Source organism: Mycobacterium sp. NGS41, assembly GCF_059812725.1.
The window spans coordinates 55824-70990 of record NZ_JCALDF010000018.1 but is presented as its reverse complement, the minus strand read 5'-3'; the positions used below and the strand labels follow the sequence as shown (position 1 = coordinate 70990).

The 15167-nt window shown below is 63.4% G+C and carries 15 protein-coding genes and 2 pseudogenes; 10 read left to right on the top strand and 7 right to left on the bottom strand.

The window, feature by feature from the left end:
* The first annotated feature begins 352 nt into the window (after window positions 1-352).
* Window positions 353-3433, top strand: a complete 3081-nt coding sequence (locus tag AC5Y21_RS17005) for a replicative DNA helicase (RefSeq protein ID WP_499913916.1) — start codon at window positions 353-355, stop codon at window positions 3431-3433.
* Between the two features lie 82 nt (window positions 3434-3515).
* Here the strand turns inward: AC5Y21_RS17005 and AC5Y21_RS17000 are convergent.
* Window positions 3516-4187: pseudogene (locus AC5Y21_RS17000) on the bottom strand (PLP-dependent transferase); the annotation flags it as partial.
* Between the two features lie 60 nt (window positions 4188-4247).
* Window positions 4248-4886 (bottom strand): TetR/AcrR family transcriptional regulator, encoded by a 639-nt coding sequence (locus AC5Y21_RS16995; protein ID WP_499913914.1) that lies wholly within the window; start codon window positions 4884-4886, stop codon window positions 4248-4250.
* A gap of 72 nt (window positions 4887-4958) precedes the next feature.
* On the opposite strand from AC5Y21_RS16995, the gene AC5Y21_RS16990 reads away from it, so the two are divergent.
* The 7 genes and pseudogenes from AC5Y21_RS16990 to AC5Y21_RS16960 form a co-directional block, all read left to right on the top strand.
* Window positions 4959-5813 carry a metal-dependent hydrolase gene (locus AC5Y21_RS16990; RefSeq protein WP_499913913.1) on the top strand — a complete coding sequence of 285 codons (855 nt, stop codon included), beginning with the start codon at window positions 4959-4961 and terminating at the stop codon, window positions 5811-5813.
* A gap of 224 nt (window positions 5814-6037) precedes the next feature.
* Entirely contained in the window at window positions 6038-6472 is a 435-nt protein-coding gene (locus AC5Y21_RS16985; RefSeq protein WP_499913911.1) for a hypothetical protein, read from the top strand.
* A 208-nt stretch (window positions 6473-6680) separates the two neighbouring features.
* Entirely contained in the window at window positions 6681-7880 is a 1200-nt protein-coding gene (locus AC5Y21_RS16980; RefSeq protein ID WP_499913909.1) for a hypothetical protein, read from the top strand.
* Window positions 7881-8100: 220 nt separating this feature from the next.
* Window positions 8101-8433, top strand: coding sequence for an ArsR/SmtB family transcription factor (locus AC5Y21_RS16975; RefSeq protein ID WP_499913908.1), 333 nt, complete (start codon window positions 8101-8103; stop codon window positions 8431-8433).
* Window positions 8434-8445: 12 nt separating this feature from the next.
* On the top strand, window positions 8446-8931 hold the full coding sequence (locus tag AC5Y21_RS16970) for an SRPBCC family protein (protein WP_499913906.1): 486 nt from the start codon (window positions 8446-8448) through the stop codon (window positions 8929-8931).
* A gap of 240 nt (window positions 8932-9171) precedes the next feature.
* Window positions 9172-9657 carry a carboxymuconolactone decarboxylase family protein gene (locus tag AC5Y21_RS16965; RefSeq protein ID WP_499913904.1) on the top strand — a complete coding sequence of 162 codons (486 nt, stop codon included), beginning with the start codon at window positions 9172-9174 and terminating at the stop codon, window positions 9655-9657.
* 182 nt (window positions 9658-9839) lie between these two features.
* Window positions 9840-10055 (top strand): annotated as a pseudogene (locus AC5Y21_RS16960) (helix-turn-helix transcriptional regulator); the annotation flags it as partial.
* 146 nt (window positions 10056-10201) lie between these two features.
* Here the strand turns inward: AC5Y21_RS16960 and AC5Y21_RS16955 are convergent.
* The 3 genes from AC5Y21_RS16955 to AC5Y21_RS16945 all read right to left on the bottom strand — a co-directional run bounded on the left by AC5Y21_RS16955 (window position 10202) and on the right by AC5Y21_RS16945 (window position 12055).
* Entirely contained in the window at window positions 10202-10438 is a 237-nt protein-coding gene (locus AC5Y21_RS16955) for a hypothetical protein (RefSeq protein ID WP_499913903.1), read from the bottom strand.
* A 17-nt stretch (window positions 10439-10455) separates the two neighbouring features.
* On the bottom strand, window positions 10456-10815 hold the full coding sequence (locus AC5Y21_RS16950; protein WP_499913901.1) for a hypothetical protein: 360 nt from the start codon (window positions 10813-10815) through the stop codon (window positions 10456-10458).
* 211 nt (window positions 10816-11026) lie between these two features.
* Window positions 11027-12055: a fused (3R)-hydroxyacyl-ACP dehydratase subunits HadA/HadB gene (locus AC5Y21_RS16945; RefSeq protein ID WP_499913899.1), complete on the bottom strand. Its 1029-nt coding sequence runs from the start codon at window positions 12053-12055 to the stop codon at window positions 11027-11029.
* A 208-nt stretch (window positions 12056-12263) separates the two neighbouring features.
* On the opposite strand from AC5Y21_RS16945, the gene AC5Y21_RS16940 reads away from it, so the two are divergent.
* Both AC5Y21_RS16940 and AC5Y21_RS16935 read left to right on the top strand, forming a co-directional pair.
* The gene (locus AC5Y21_RS16940) at window positions 12264-12509 is read left to right on the top strand and encodes an AbrB/MazE/SpoVT family DNA-binding domain-containing protein (RefSeq protein WP_499913897.1); all 246 of its coding nucleotides are present in this window, start codon (window positions 12264-12266) and stop codon (window positions 12507-12509) included.
* Complete coding sequence (locus AC5Y21_RS16935) at window positions 12472-12915, top strand: type II toxin-antitoxin system VapC family toxin (RefSeq protein WP_499913896.1); 444 nt, start codon at window positions 12472-12474, stop codon at window positions 12913-12915. The genes AC5Y21_RS16940 and AC5Y21_RS16935 overlap by 38 nt, the downstream gene beginning before the upstream one ends.
* A gap of 19 nt (window positions 12916-12934) precedes the next feature.
* Here AC5Y21_RS16935 and AC5Y21_RS16930 read toward each other — a convergent pair whose 3' ends face one another.
* Both AC5Y21_RS16930 and AC5Y21_RS16925 read right to left on the bottom strand, forming a co-directional pair.
* Window positions 12935-14122 carry an acyl-CoA dehydrogenase family protein gene (locus tag AC5Y21_RS16930; RefSeq protein ID WP_499913894.1) on the bottom strand — a complete coding sequence of 396 codons (1188 nt, stop codon included), beginning with the start codon at window positions 14120-14122 and terminating at the stop codon, window positions 12935-12937.
* Window positions 14119-15111, bottom strand: coding sequence for a phosphotransferase family protein (locus AC5Y21_RS16925; protein ID WP_499913952.1), 993 nt, complete (start codon window positions 15109-15111; stop codon window positions 14119-14121). Before AC5Y21_RS16925 ends, AC5Y21_RS16930 begins: the two co-directional genes overlap by 4 nt.
* Window positions 15112-15167: the final 56 nt, after the last annotated feature.

Sequence of the window (15167 nt, the reverse complement as noted above, 5' to 3'; positions counted from 1 at the left end):
CTGGCCGAAAACCAACACGCCCGACTCGGTAACCTGGGCCGACACGCCGAAGAGATTGTTGTCCACACTGGATGTGCCGCGTCGTGGGACGTTTATCAGCAGTGATGTAGTACCGCCCCGCATTGATCCACAGGTTTTCCACACCCCGCTTAACACAGGTGTCGACGGATATGCACACGCGATGCACAGCTTAATGAACAGCACCCCCTTGGAGTACTTCCCAGCAACGTCTAGCGTCATCCCGGCGCGAGGCGATGGCAGGTGCATGGGGTGGGTGTGTCAGTGCCGAGACTTACGCTCTGGAGAACAGTCGTCGAATGTATGTTCGGGTGTCCGGAGGAGGTGAGAGCGCATGGCGGTCGTCGACGAGCTGGGGCACCCGGGCATGGATGCCACGCCGCCCAGTGAGGACTTCGGCCGTCAGCCCCCGCAGGATCTCGCCGCCGAGCAGTCGGTGCTGGGCGGGATGCTGCTGAGCAAGGATGCGATCGCCGATGTGCTGGAACGGCTGCGGCCCGGTGACTTCTACCGCCCCGCGCACCAGAACGTCTACGACGCCATTCTCGACCTGTACGGGCGGGGGGAGCCGGCCGACGCCGTGACGGTGGCCGCCGAGCTGGACCGTCGCGGGTTGCTCCGGCGGATCGGCGGCGCGCCCTATCTGCACACCCTGATCTCGACGGTGCCGACGGCCGCGAACGCGGGCTACTACGCGGGCATCGTCGCCGAGAAGGCGCTGCTGCGCCGGCTGGTGGAAGCCGGAACGCGGGTAGTGCAGTACGGCTACGCCGGCGCCGAGGGCGCCGACGTCGCCGAGGTGGTCGATCGTGCGCAGGCTGAGATCTACGACGTCGCCGACCGCCGGCTCTCCGAGGACTTCGTCCCACTCGAGGACCTGCTGCAGCCGACGATGGACGAGATCGACGCCATCGCCTCCAACGGGGGCCTGGCGCGTGGGGTCCCAACGGGTTTCACCGAACTCGACGAGGTGACCAACGGTCTGCATCCGGGGCAGATGATCATCGTCGCGGCGCGGCCCGGTGTTGGGAAAGCGCTCGCGCTCGACACGCCGCTGCCGACGCCGACCGGTTGGACGACGATGGGCGATGTCAGCGTTGGCGATGAGTTGCTTGATGCTGATGGCTTGCCGACGCGGGTGGTGGCCGCGACCGACATCATGCTGGGCCGCCCCTGTTACGAGATCGAGTTCTCAGACGGCACAGTCATAGTCGCCGACGCTAAACACCAGTGGCCGACGAGTTATGGCATCCGGACGTCGTCTCGGTTGCGTCGCGGCTTTGACACCATCGGCGCAGCCGGATCGATCGCGCGTTACCCCGAGGGGCGGACCGCGGTGTTGGCTCCGGTGCTGCAAGTCGATTCCGTGCGCCGCGTACCCAGCATCGCGGTGCGCTGCGTTCAGGTCGACAACGCTGCACATCTGTACCTGGCCGGCCGCGGGATGATCCCGACCCACAACTCCACCCTGGGTCTGGACTTAATGCGCTCGTGTTCGATCAAGCACCGCATGGCCAGCGTCATCTTCTCGCTGGAGATGAGCAAATCTGAGATCGTGATGCGGCTGCTGTCGGCGGAGGCGAAAATCAAACTCTCCGACATGCGTTCGGGCCGGATGAACGACGACGACTGGACCCGGCTGGCGCGACGGATGAGCGAAATCAGCGAGGCGCCGCTGTATATCGACGACTCGCCCAACCTGACCATGATGGAGATCCGCGCCAAGGCGCGAAGGCTGCGGCAAAAAGCCAGCCTGAAGCTGATTGTGGTCGACTACATGCAGCTGATGACCTCGGGCAAGAAGCATGAGTCGCGGCAGGTGGAGGTGTCGGAGTTTTCAAGGCATCTCAAGCTGTTGGCCAAGGAGCTCGAGGTTCCGGTGGTCGCGATCAGCCAGCTCAACCGTGGGCCCGAGCAGCGTACCGACAAGAAACCGATGCTGGCCGATCTTCGCGAGTCGGGATGCCTTACCGCCGCAACGCGAATCCTGCGCGCCGACAACGGCGCCGAGGTCACGTTCGGCGAGCTGATGCAAACCGGCGAACGTCCCCTGGTGTGGTCGCTGGACGAGCGGCTGCGCATGGTCGCCAGGCCGATGACCAATGTGTTCCCCAGCGGCCGCAAGGAGGTGTTCCGGCTTCGGCTGGCCTCAGGTCGGGAGGTTGAGGCAACCGGTAACCATCCCTTCATGAAGCTGGAGGGCTGGACTCCGTTGGAGCAGCTGAAGATTGGCGATCGAATCGCAACACCCCGGCGGGTGCCAGAACCCGTTGACACGCAGCGGATGGACGAGTCCGAATTGATCATGCTGGCCCACATGATCGGCGACGGATTGTGTGTGAAGAACCAGCCGATTCGCTATGCGTCGGTGGACGAAGCGAACCTCGTCGCCGTGACGGTATCGGCCGCGCACTTCGGCGTGACCGCTGTCCGCGACGAGTACCCGGCCGCACGAGTGACGACGCTGCAGATGCCGGCGCCGTACCGGCTGACGCATGGCAAGCGCAACCCCATCGCGGCCTGGCTAGACGGCCTAGGGTTGTTCGGGCTGCGCAGTTGCGAAAAGTTCGTGCCAGAAGCCGTATTTCGCGCCCCCAACGACCAGGTGGCGCTGTTCTTGCGGCATCTGTGGGCCACGGATGGGTCAGTGCGGTGGGAACATGTCGCAGGCCAAGGCAAGATTTATTACGCGTCGACCAGCCGACGTCTAATTGACGACGTCGCGCAATTGTTGCTTCGGCTGGGCGTTCAAAGCCGGGTGACGCGGATGCGCAAGATGGGTTATCGCGATTGCTGGAATTTGTGGATTGACGGCGCAGAGAATCAAACGGCATTCTTGACCAAAGTTGGTGTCTACGGTGCGCGTGGTAGATCCGCGGAGTTTGTGCTCCAACAGCTAGCGTCGCGCACCCGGCGTCCAGGCGGTGATACCTCGCCCGTGGAAGTTTGGCAAAAGGTACGAAAAGTTATGGCCCGCAACCCTGTCATGCCCAGCGAGTTCAGGGCCGCTACGAAGGCACTGCTGTGTGAGTCGCGGTCACAACATGCACCAGGAAGGCCGCTGCTACACAGGGTCGCGGCGAGGCTTGACGATGCTGAACTCCACGAATTGGCTACCTCCGACGTTTTTTGGGATCGAATTGTGGAAATCACCAGCATCGGCGAATATGACGTTTATGACGGAACTGTAGATGGTACTCATAATTTTGTGGCAAATGGAATTAATTTGCATAATTCTTTGGAGCAAGATGCTGACGTGGTAATTCTTTTGCACCGCCCGGATGCGTTTGAGCGTGATGATCCACGTGGGGGAGAGGCGGATTTCATTCTCGCCAAACACCGTAATGGTCCGACCAAGACGGTCACCGTCGCGCATCAACTGCACTTGTCGCGATTCGCCAACATGGCGCGGTGAGACGCTTCCCTGATCCGTTTCGACGTGTTACATGAAACTCGCTTCGGCGTCCGCGAACTCATCGATACGAGAAAGGTATTCCTTAGCTGGCTCCGAGGGCGCGTTCTACGTCGGCCAGAAGGTCATCGGTGTCCTCGATTCCTAACGAGATGCGCGCGAAGCTGTCCGCGACGGAGTCTCCCCAGCGGGCCCGGCGATCTACCGAGGTGTGGATGCCCCCGAAGCTGGTCGCCGCGATCAGTAGCTCGCTGCGCTGCACGAGAAGGTGCACTGTGCCCGCGTCGGCGAACTCGACGGCGACGAGGGCACCAAATCTGCGCATCTGCGCCGCGGCCACTCGATGCGCCGGATCCTCGACCAGCCCTGGGTAGCGCACCGTCCGTACGCCCGGATGGTCCCGCAGCATCTTCGCTAGAGCCTGGGCGTTGTCGGATTGGCGTTCAAAGCGCAGTCCGGCGCTGCCCAAGCTGCGCAGCAGCAACCATGCATCGAATGCGCCCAGGGTCGCGCCCGCGAGCAACCGTTGGCGTTCTACGGCGGCGATTAATTCGGGCTGGTTGGTGGCCACGTACCCGGCCAATAGGTCGCTGTGACCGGACAGGGCCTTGCTGGCGCTGGCCACCACGAGGTCAGCATCCAGTGCCAGCGGTTGTTGTCCTAGTGGCGTGACGGTCGTGTTGTCCACGATCAGGCGCGCGCCGCGCCCGCGGCAAACCGTCGCCAACCGCCGCAAATCGAGGACATCATGAAACGGTTGGCGGCGGCGCTTGTTGAGGCGGCACCGCAACTTGCTGACCACCCCGAGATGCCGACGCTATTCAGCGGCGCGGTCCGTCAACACGTAGCCGGCGAGGCTGCCCAACAACCCGGCGCAGTGCTCGACGAGTTGATCCGGGTGGTAGTCGAGTTCGCCGTCGGCCCAGCGGCGCAGCACTTCGAACACCCCGCCGACGCCCAGGATTGCGGCGAGTTGGCCGACCTTGACCGCGGAATCGGAGATGTCCAGATGTAGCCGGGCCTGTTGCCAGACGAGGTCGGCGAAGCTGGCCAGGAGCTCGCTGCGGAGTTGGCGCAGGGTGGGTTCGGTGCCGGATTCTACGAACAGAATCCGGGCCAGCCGCCGATCGTCGTGGATCATGGTCAGCATCGCGCGGATTGGGGCCTGCGCCAGCGCGTCGGGCGTGAGGCTCCCTTCTGGGATAGCCCGCACGATGGCGCTTTGCATTGTGGCGCGGAGTTGCTCAGCCACGGCGCGCAGCAGCGCGTCGCGATCAGCGAAGTGCTGGTAGAAGTAGCGCGAGGTAACCCCGGACGTGGCGCAGAGCGCGGTCACCGTGGTGTCGGCAGCGCCTCGGGTGCCCATCAGCTCAATCGCCGCATCGATCAGGCGTGCTCGACGTCCGGCCTCACGCTGCTCGGCCGTCATGCCGCCATAGATCCGCGCCGGGCTCACGGCCTACAGTCTGTCATTCTTATCTGACTACGCATAAAGTCAGATGCAATCGTGTACCGACAGGAGACCGATATGTCCAGCACAGTGCCGTCCAAACGCCCTGCACTGAAAGCTCGTCGGGTCCAGTTCACGCTTCCCACGGGCGCCCGGAAGCATTACGCCGGCGACGACCTGGTGATGAGCCACTTCATGGCGATGTTGTCTGCGGCGTTCCCGGAGGGCGAGGACTATTTCATCCGATCCGTGCGCAACTATCGCGACCAGATCACCGACCCGGAACTGCAGCAGGCGGTCAAGGGATTCATCGCCCAGGAGGCCACCCACCGCCACCAGCATCGGATACTCAACGACCGACTGCAGGACATGGGTTATCCCACCGCACGGATGGACCGCCACGTCACGTGGTTACTCGGCAAGCTGGAAAAGGTGTTCTCCACCGAGATGGCTCTGGCCGGCACGGCTGCCCTGGAGCACTACACGGCGACGCTGGCGGAGCTCCTGCTGACCGACGACGAAATGCTGGACCTGCTGGGCCGATCGGACGTGCGCCCGATCCTGCTGTGGCACGCCTTCGAAGAGTGTGAGCACAAAGCGGTGGCCTTCGATGTCTTCCAAGCGGTCGGCGGAACAGAGCGGACCCGGGTGCGGGCCATGCGGATTGCCACGGTGATCTTCCTGGCCGAAATGGTCCTCCAGACGGTCCGGTCCATGGCCCGCGACCGCGCGTCTTACAACCCGCGACGGCTGCTGCGCAGCCTCAACGATTTCCGCAAATCGCCGTTGCTGAGCGCCGAGACCCGTCGTCGCATCGCCTCCTACACCCGCCCGGGATTTCACCCGGACGACTGGGACAGCACCGAGGTCCTCGACCGCTGGTCCAAGGAGCTCTTCGACGCGGACGGAAATCAGCTCGTGCAGGCGAGGTAGCGCCAGTTTGACGCGCAGGCGCGAAAGCCCGCAATTCACAACAGAATTGGGGCCTTTTGCGTTTGTCCGGGCGAGCAACTCAGCCCTGGCGTGCTTTTGAGCGACCGCAGGTGAGCAGCGAACGAGCCAGCGCTAGGGTGATCCGATGACTCCCATGAGGGACGCGTTTAAGTGTGGATGACCTAGACCGGCCAGGACACCGCGGGCGAGTTCAGCAGGGCCTGATGCCAGATCCGCGCACCCCATACGGCGGCAATGTCTCCGGCTACTGGCATTCGCCGCCGGCCGACGCGCGGGCCCGAACGCGATCAACTGCTGACATCGTCGCGACGGTGGTTTTGTTCACGGCGCTTCTGGTGGCAATCGGGTTGTCGGTGGTTGTCTCACTTTTTCCGTCCTTATGGATGATGATGCCCATCTGCAGCGACAACTGTGACAGCCCGGAGATAGCACGCCTTTACCATCACGTGTGGAGCGGAGTTGCGGTTATCTGGATTGCAGCCGTTGTTGCGGTTCTGGTGGCCGGCACCGGCACAGTCGTCGCGGGTGTGCGCCGTTGGATGATGTGGATCTGGCCGACGGTCGGCCTGGCGATAGTTGTCGTGTCGTTCGTTGTAGCCGCCTTCACGTGGTTGGACGCGATCCCAGGCGGTGCATAAGGGAGTGCCGGGCAAACACCTGGTCTCAGTTTCGCGGCGCTTCGCTCATTCGGCGGCGGGCCTGGGCATTATCGCCGCGCTCGCCGTGACCCTGTGCTCATGTACGGCGCACAGGCCGAAACCCGAGGCGACACCGGCAACGCTCACAGCCGCGCCGACAGAACTCGCGGACTGTGCACCAGATCGGTTGGCGCGCTGTATACCTGGGTTGGCTGACGTCGACGCCAATCTTTTCGACGCCGTCGACGTGTTCGCGGCCCGGCCAGGATTCGCCGCAGTACCGCCCGGAGCGGCTCGGGAGTCTGCGCCGGTTGATTGCCAGCATCTGTCCAGGCTCGCAGCGAAGGACGGACCAGAACTGGATGTGGAGTACCGCCCGGCCACCGACGCCAATGGAACGCCTTTTGACAATCGGTTGTCGCGCGGCGGCGAGTCCGTCCACCTTCGGGTGCTCGTCGCAGGCGAAGGCAATGACCTCATCGCTGCGATGGCCGCGTGGGCGCACCAATGTCCCATGTGGGGCATTGCCCGCACGATGGACGACAACGGGGTCGAGGGGTGGCAGGTCGCCGAGTCTGGCGAGAAGCTCACCCGGTACCAGGCGGGTGACATCGACGGGCAATGGCCTTATGTCACCCATATGGCCGCGACCGTGCATGCCAACGGGGTCATAGTTCAGGCGTGGTATCGCACCACCGATCCGTCGGCGACGTCGCGGAATCACACTCTGTCCCAATTGATCCGCGCAGCGGGACGACCACGCCCACGCTCGGCGCTGCCGCCCAACCTCGCCGACTGGAGCCTGGCCCAGATCTCGACGCTGCTTCCGCCCCTGTCAACGGACACTTCCATCGAAGCCAGCACCAACTTCAGCATTGCTACTAGCAGCGTCCCCGGCGGCCCAAGCTGGTCGCTGTGCCCGTCTGACAATCATGGCTCCACACCCCACTACGACCCGCTTGCAAGTTGGCAGGACTTCGACCAATCGAAGTGGGATCAGCAGGGTAAACCACCTCGACCCTTCGTGATCGTCAAGCACGCACGTGTAGGCGTTGACTACTTGGCCGATCTGCGGAGCGAGATCGCCAACTGCACCGCGCATCTGTCGACGAAACCGTCGGTGTGTGCCGACCGGCAGAATCACCAATTCCTCCAAGCAGACTCGGCGGTCGCCGAAGGCGAGGACACGGTGCGTTTGACGCATCGATGGATGCGGACGCTTTCGGTCCGCGGCCACGACATGTGTAGCGAAGGCGTCGAGGCCATGAGAGTCAGCCAGGTGCGGGGGTTGATCATCATCAGTAGTTCGAATGAAGGTGGCCTTTTCGGTGCGGACACGCCGCCGCTGGCGCTGAATACGCTCGACGAGCTTCTTGCCGAGACCGTGCGGAGGGTCAAGGCCGCCTAGAGGTCGAGCAGCGCGCGGTCACCCACCGAGTGCTAGACACACGCGATTCGATAGCGGGCTAGTCGCCCGCCTACTCCGGGGCCATGCGGATACCAAAGCCAACACGCACCTGGCTCGGCATCGCTGTCTGGCCGATAGTCCGGCGGTCTGATCTGCGGGCTCTCGGCTCTACGGCGAGGGGGCGTTGAAACATACAACCAATTGGTTGTATGTTCGGTATGTGACCGAGGACGACGAGCGCCGGGTAGACGCCCAGTTCCACGCGCTTGCTGACCGGACCCGGCGTGACATCATGCGCCGGGCCCTGGCCGGGGAGCACTCGGTTTCCACGCTCGCGGCGAAGTACGAGATGAGCTTCGCCGCAGTACAGAAGCACGTCGCCGTGCTGGAGAAGGCCGGATTGCTAACCAAGCGACGCAGTGGTCGTGAGCAGCTGGCCAGCGGTGACGTAGCAGCGGTGCGGTCGGTGGCGTCCATGCTCACGGAGTTGGAACAGGTGTGGCGTGGTCGCATCGCACGCATCGACGGACTCATCTCATCCGACCCCAACTAAGGAGGCTGAACCATGCCCGTGACCGACGTCCAGCAGGACTTCGACAACCTGACGCTGACGATCACCGCCGATTTCGCTGCGCCGGTGGAGCGGATCTGGCAGATCTACGCCGACCCGCGTCAGCTGGAAAAGGTGTGGGGTCCGCCGACGTATCCAGCGACCTTTGTCGACCACGACCTCACGCCCGGCAGCCGCACGACCTACTTCATGACCGGACCCGACGGCGACAAGCACGCCGGATATTGGGAGATCACGGCTGTGGACGAGCCGACGAGCTTCTCCTTCGACGACGGCTTCGCCGATCTGGACTTCAACCCGAATCCCGGGCTGCCGGTATCCAGGAACGTTTACACCTTCACCGAGCACCAAGGCGGCACTCGTGCGACCTACGTGAGCACCTTCGAGTCCGCTGAGGCGCTTCAGCAGGTGTTGGACATGGGCGTCGTCGAGGGCGCCACCTCGGCGATCAACCAGATCGACGACTTGATCGCCTTCTGAATCGCGCAGCGGACCGGCCGTCCCGTACGTCGAGGCGGTCGGCCTTCGCGGGCAAAGGGGTCGTTGTCAGGTCTGGTACTTCAGCGATGATCCGCTGTCCGTTTGCGGCCCAACCCCCTGGAAGTGGTGCGCATCACACGGCTGTGCTGTCACAGGGATCGGCTGCCCGGCATCTTATGTACGTAAGACGCCGCGCGAACGACCTTTGCGGCACGCACCTTTAGAAGTAAGGACGCAACTATGGAACCTCGTATCAACCTGTTCACCACCGAGATCGGCGCCAAGTTCGCCAAGCGGTTCGCCAATGTCAGTCAGGTGATCGCACAGTCGACGGTGCCGAAGTCCACCCAGGAGCTGGTGGAGTTGCGCGCCAGCCAGATCAACGGCTGCGGATTCTGCACCGACATGCACACCAAGGAGGCTGCGGCCGCCGGCGAAACGGCGGTGCGGCTCAACCTGGTCGCCGCCTGGCGGGATGCCACCGTGTTCACACCGGCCGAACGTGCCGCGCTGGCGCTCGCCGAGGAAGGCACCCGTATCGCCGACGCCCATCGCGGCGTGTCCGATGAGACTTGGGCGCAGGTGCGCGAGCACTACGACGACGACCAGATCGTCGCGCTCGTCTCTCTGGTCGCCATGATCAACGCCGCCAACCGCCTCAACGTGATTGTGTGCAACCCGGCAGGGTCCTATGAGCCCGGCATGCTCTCCAGCATGGCGAGCTGATGGACAGACGAATCCCAGTCCATCGAATTGAAGGTCGGCCCACCGCGCGGTGATCCGTGCACGATTAACCGCGGCATTGGCGATTCGGAGCGCGCGACAGATGGTGGATGCCCCCGACAAAAACTTGCCTAGCATTCGCCCGATGCCGGCGGGGTTCACCCCGCCAAGCTAGCGGTACCGCGTTCGGCCGTCGGTTCACCGAGCAGGTGGGTGAGCCGCCGATCGCCTTCCTGACCAGTTGGCGGCTCGCGTTGGCCGCCGATCTGCTGCGGTCCAGCCAGGCCACCATCGCCGCCGTCGCGCGACAGGTGGGCTACTCCACCCCGTTCGCTTTCAGCAGTGCGTTCAAACGCGCCTACGGGGCGAGCCCGAATACCCACCGCGCTACCGCCAGTTGATCACCGGCGAATCTCCGCCCAATCCTCCACATCGGTGACTCACCAATCGAAGTGTGCTCACTTTTCGACCGGAACCGACACCGGCTACGTCCGCGGCCCCGAAGGCATCATTGTCACGTGGGCGATGACTTAACGCGGCGGTGCCGTCAGCCGGATTCGTCCAACTCCTCACATCCCACTATGTAAGGACCCACCTCGGCCAGTCGCGCCTCGACTCGGCGCTTGATCAGCACCATCGCAGTCAGTTCTGCATCACGTAACTCGTTTGGAACATCGGCTCGCGCAGAGCCTGGTGTGACGTCGCAAACCGCGTGCGCGTACCCGCGCACGAGATCGTCGAGACCCTCGAAGAGGCGATCCGCATGTGACAGTTCCGTATCCATGGAATTCTCCTGCCTCGCTAAAAGATTCGATCAACGACCGGGTCGAACACGATGATGTCGGTAGTGACCGGGATGGGATCGCGCCAGTTGACATTCACCACAAAAGTGACCCCGCCGGGGTCGGTACCCCCGGGTCCGTGCGGGCTGATATCGGATACAACCATGTCTGCGGCTCCGACGAAGCGCCTGAAGTCGTCGGGTACGGGAGATGGCTCGTACCAACCCGGTATCCTGCCGGGGTCGACCGGAATCGGAAGGTATTCGGCAGCGGTGACGACGACCACAGATCTGAAGTCGATAACCCCCGGCCAGTTGAAATTGCATGTCAGCCGGCCTTTGTAATTACCCCAGTACACGCGTATCGACTGCGGCGCCATCGCGTCATCTTAAATCGCCGCGCTCGATTGACGTGACATGACACGGCTTTGAGAACCTATGGAGACTGCGGCTGAATGTTGTTCAACGAGAAGGCGGAGCTGGCACGAGAAAGCCTGGCACAAAGACGAATTCGTCGGCGGCGGCCATCTCGCGTTGCCTCGGCACGGTTGAATAGGTAGTAACGCGTGATAGGTGCGTCCCGCCTACGACTCAGCGGAAGCGGACGTTCAATGTCGCCAGGCCGAAGATCTTCCTGCCGCCGGACTTCGCGGCAGCGAGGACGACACCGCTGCGAGTCGCCGGGTCCAGCGACTTGATCCGGCCGCTGAACTCGATGTCCGCGCCCTCGGCGGCCGATACGATCGCGGGCTGGGACAGTCGAACCGCGTAGCGAGTGACCGCACCGGGGTCGCCCAGCCATGCGGATGCGAATCCGGCACCCAAACCCATGGTCAGCATTCCGTGGGCGATCACGTCGGGCAGTCCGGCCAGCTTCGCCATGTCCTCATCCCAGTGAATCGGGTTGGCGTCGCCGGCTACGCCGGCATAGTTCACCAGGTCGCCGCGGGACAGTCGGGCATGGCGAACTGGTAGCTCGTCGCCGACGTTCACATCGTCGAACGACGGCGTCCCCGGCGTGCGGGTCTTGTCTCCCTGGGAGATTCGGACCTCGCCCTCGGGACGCACCGTCTTCTGGTAGGCGGCATCGGCACCGACTGCCACGATGTCCACGTCGTGCATCATCATCTTCTGCACGGCCGTCATGATCGCTGGGTCGACATCCTCGGCCGTGAGGCCGACGACGGTGGTGTGCAGCGTGTGCACCCGCTCGCCGGCGGTGTCGGTGAAGGTGTTGGTCACGGTGATCAAGTCCCTGCCGGCGATCCTGCGCACGGACGTCAGTTCGACGTCGACGTGAAGTTCGTCGCCGGCCACGATCGGGCGGTGCTGCTCGAAGACTTCTTCGGTCTGCATGTAGGTGGTGTAACCGACGACCACCTCTTCGAACATGCGCCGATTGCAGGTCATACCCGGGACCGACGTAAACGTCAGTGGCGCCACCAGGCCCGAATAACCCAGCTCAGCAGCGGCGGCGACATTCCAGTGCAGGGGGTTGTAGTCCTGTACGGCACGGGCGTACTCACGTACCTTCTCCCGGCCCACCACATAGGTGCCGTCCATCTGGTAGTAGTGGCCGACCCGTGATTCGATCGCCGGCGTTGTCGCTGCTGTGGTCATGAATATGCCCAACTGTTCCGTCGGCTCGTTGTTAAGGCCGACCGAAGCACAGTAACGCGCGAGCAGCGCGCCGTTACGTTTCGTCGGCTTGCGTCCACGTTTCTGGCGCCTCGCTGAGGCCCCTAAGACACTACAAACGCCGTTGCATGTCGAAACCTCCTGATGCCTGCCCGCTACCATTTTGCCAATTGAATGGTAATTTGGTGCCATGCAGGTGACGGTTGACCGACTGGGGCGGCTGGTCATTCCTAAAGTGCTGCGCGTAGCGCTCGGCATTACGCCGGACACACAGCTCGAGTTGATTCCGGACGGAGCTGGTCTGCGGATCGAGCCCGTCCAGCGGCGTCAACGCTCGATCGAAACACGGGACGGGCTTCCGATCCTCGGCAGCGTCGAGGGTGCCGTGCTGACGGACGATGACGTGCGCCGACTTCGCGATGACGTCCAACGGTGACCTTTGGGCGTGCGACACCAGCGTTGCCGTCGCCGCTCTCGATCCGACCCACGAAGCCCACTCAACGTGCCGACGAGCAGTCGTCCAATTTCGTCCGGCACTCGCAGGCCATGCGACGTTCGAAACGTACTCGGTACTCACTCGTCTGCCGCTTCCGTTGCGTCTGAGTGCAACTCAAGCGGCATCGGTACTGGCGCAGGCGTTTCCGGCGGAATGTTGGCTCGACGCAACCGCGACTGGCGACCTTTTCGGGCAACTCGCCGACCGCGACATCCTCGGCGGCTCGGTCTACGACGCTCTCGTCGGCCAGGCTGCGTTGACTAATCGACGCATCCTGCTCACCCGTGACCGCCGGGCGGAGCGCACGTACCGCTCACTCGACGTCGAGTACCGGATGGTTGACTGACGCAGACGCGCCGTAGCGCTTATGCGCGGCTCACGTTGCTGCTCAGCAGTTTTCGTGCGATGGCATATTTGTGGACTTCGGTGGGTCCGTCGTAGAGGCGGAAGGCACGCATGTCGCGAAAGATCATGGCAACCGGGGTTTCATCGGAGATGCCGATTCCGCCGAGAACTTGCACGCAACGGTCGGCCACTTGGTACAGCTGCTCGGAAACCGTTGCCTTGACCATGGAACTTTCGTGGCGGCCCTTGGCGCCGTTGTCGATCATCCAGCAGGCCCACCAGATCGCCAGGCGGCAATTTTGCAGTGCAATTGCGTTGTCGGCCAGCATGAACGACACGCCTTGATGCTCGCCGATCGGTTTGCCGAAGGCGTGACGGACACGGGCGTGATCGATCGCGATGGCTTGGGCGCGCTCGGCGGCGCCCAGCCAACGCATGCAGTGCGTCAGTCGGGCCGGCGCGAGTCGTAACTGCGCGTAGCGCAAGGCTTGCCCGACTTCGCCGAGCACGCTGGACGCGGGTAGCGCGACGTTGTTGAGTCGGACGACGCCGTGGCCGGCGACGTAGTTGCGGTCCATGGTCGACATGATGCGTTCGATCTCGATGCCAGGCGTATTACCGTCGCAGAGGAACAGGGTCGGGCCGCCGGCGCCGTGTGGGTTGTCTATGACGTTGGCCATGATGATCCAGGTCTTGGCGCCCGCTGCGCCGGTGATGAGCCATTTGAGACCGTTGATGAGGTATTGCGTGCCGTCGAAGACCGCGGTTGTTTTGAGCTGTCCGGGGTCAGAGCCGGCGCCGTCGGGCTCGGTCATGGCGAACACGGAGCGTTGGTGCCCGTCGATCACGGGGCGCAGAAAAGTATCGGCCTGGTCGTCGTTGGCGATCTTGGCAAGCAGGTACATGTTGCCTTCGTCGGGGGCGGCGCAGTTCAGTGCCACCGGACCGAGCGTGGACCAGCCGGCCGCCTCGTAGAGGACCGCTTGGTCGACGTGTGAGGGTTCGCGTCCGCCAAACCGCTGCGGCGCTTGGAAAGTCAACAGCCCCCGTCTGCGCGCGAGCTCGACCATCTCGCTCCGCAGTTCGTCGGTGGGTCCGTGTTGAGTCAGCCGCGGATCTGTCTCGAACTGGACGATCTCGTCGATGACGAACTGACGGATCTCGTCGGCCAGGGCCGAGGTCGCATCGGGAATGGTGAAGTCGATCATGAGGTTTCCTCCATCAGTTCGGTTGCGCGCTCGAAGAGACGCACGGTCGTGTTATGCAGTTGTTCGCCGACTTCCATCGGGGCCTTGCCGGCGTGAGCACGCGCCCAGGTTCCCTCCAGGAGGATGCCGAGCTTGAAGCAGGCGAGGACGGAATACCAGCGCAGGTGGGTCATATCGCGTCGGGTCTGCCGGCTGTACCGATGTGCGAGTTCGGCTGTTGTCGGCAGGTTGGCCGACCGCACAAATGGACCGCCGAACACCCCTTCGACGTCGGGCAGCCGCCAGGACGCCAGCAGCCAGCCCAAGTCGAGGAGCGGATCCCCGATCGTCGCCATCTCCCAGTCCACGATCGCAGCCACGGATGGGCTTGTGCGGGAGAACATCACGTTCGCGGCGTGATAGTCGCCGTGCATGATGCCTGGCGTCCAGTGAGCCGGTAGCCGTGCGGTCAACCAGTCCGCCACGGGCGAGACATCAGGGATCTGGGGAGTGAACGTCGGCGAGTGGTAGGAGTCCAGTTCGGCAAGCCAGCGGGGAACCTGGCGTTCCAGAAATCCGTCGGGTTTGCCGAAATCCGCCAATCCGACCGCGATATGGTCCACTGCCCCTAGGGTCGCGAGTGCGTCAACGAGCGCGAAAGCCATGCCACGTCGGGCGGTTTCGCTTGTCGCGTGCAGCGGGGGTAGTTCGACACTGGCATTGAACCCGTCGATGGGTTCCATCAGATAGAACACCGATCCGCCCAGAACTGAGGGGTCATCGCAGGCCTGAATAAGCCGTGCGTGCGGCACGTCGGTAGTGGCCAGGGCGGCCAGCACCCGGGTCTCGCGCAGGATTGCGGTGTTGCTGTAGGGACGGGGATGTTGAGGGCCTCTGCGCAGCACATACTCGCGTCCGTCGCGCTCGAAGCGGGCCATGATGTTCTGGGATCCGCCCGCAATGCCGTGCACGTTGTTCAATGGACCGGCGCCGAGGCCTCGTTCGTCCATCCACGATTGCAGCGCGGCGACGTCAATCACGTCGTGACCTGTTGCGCGCCAACCAT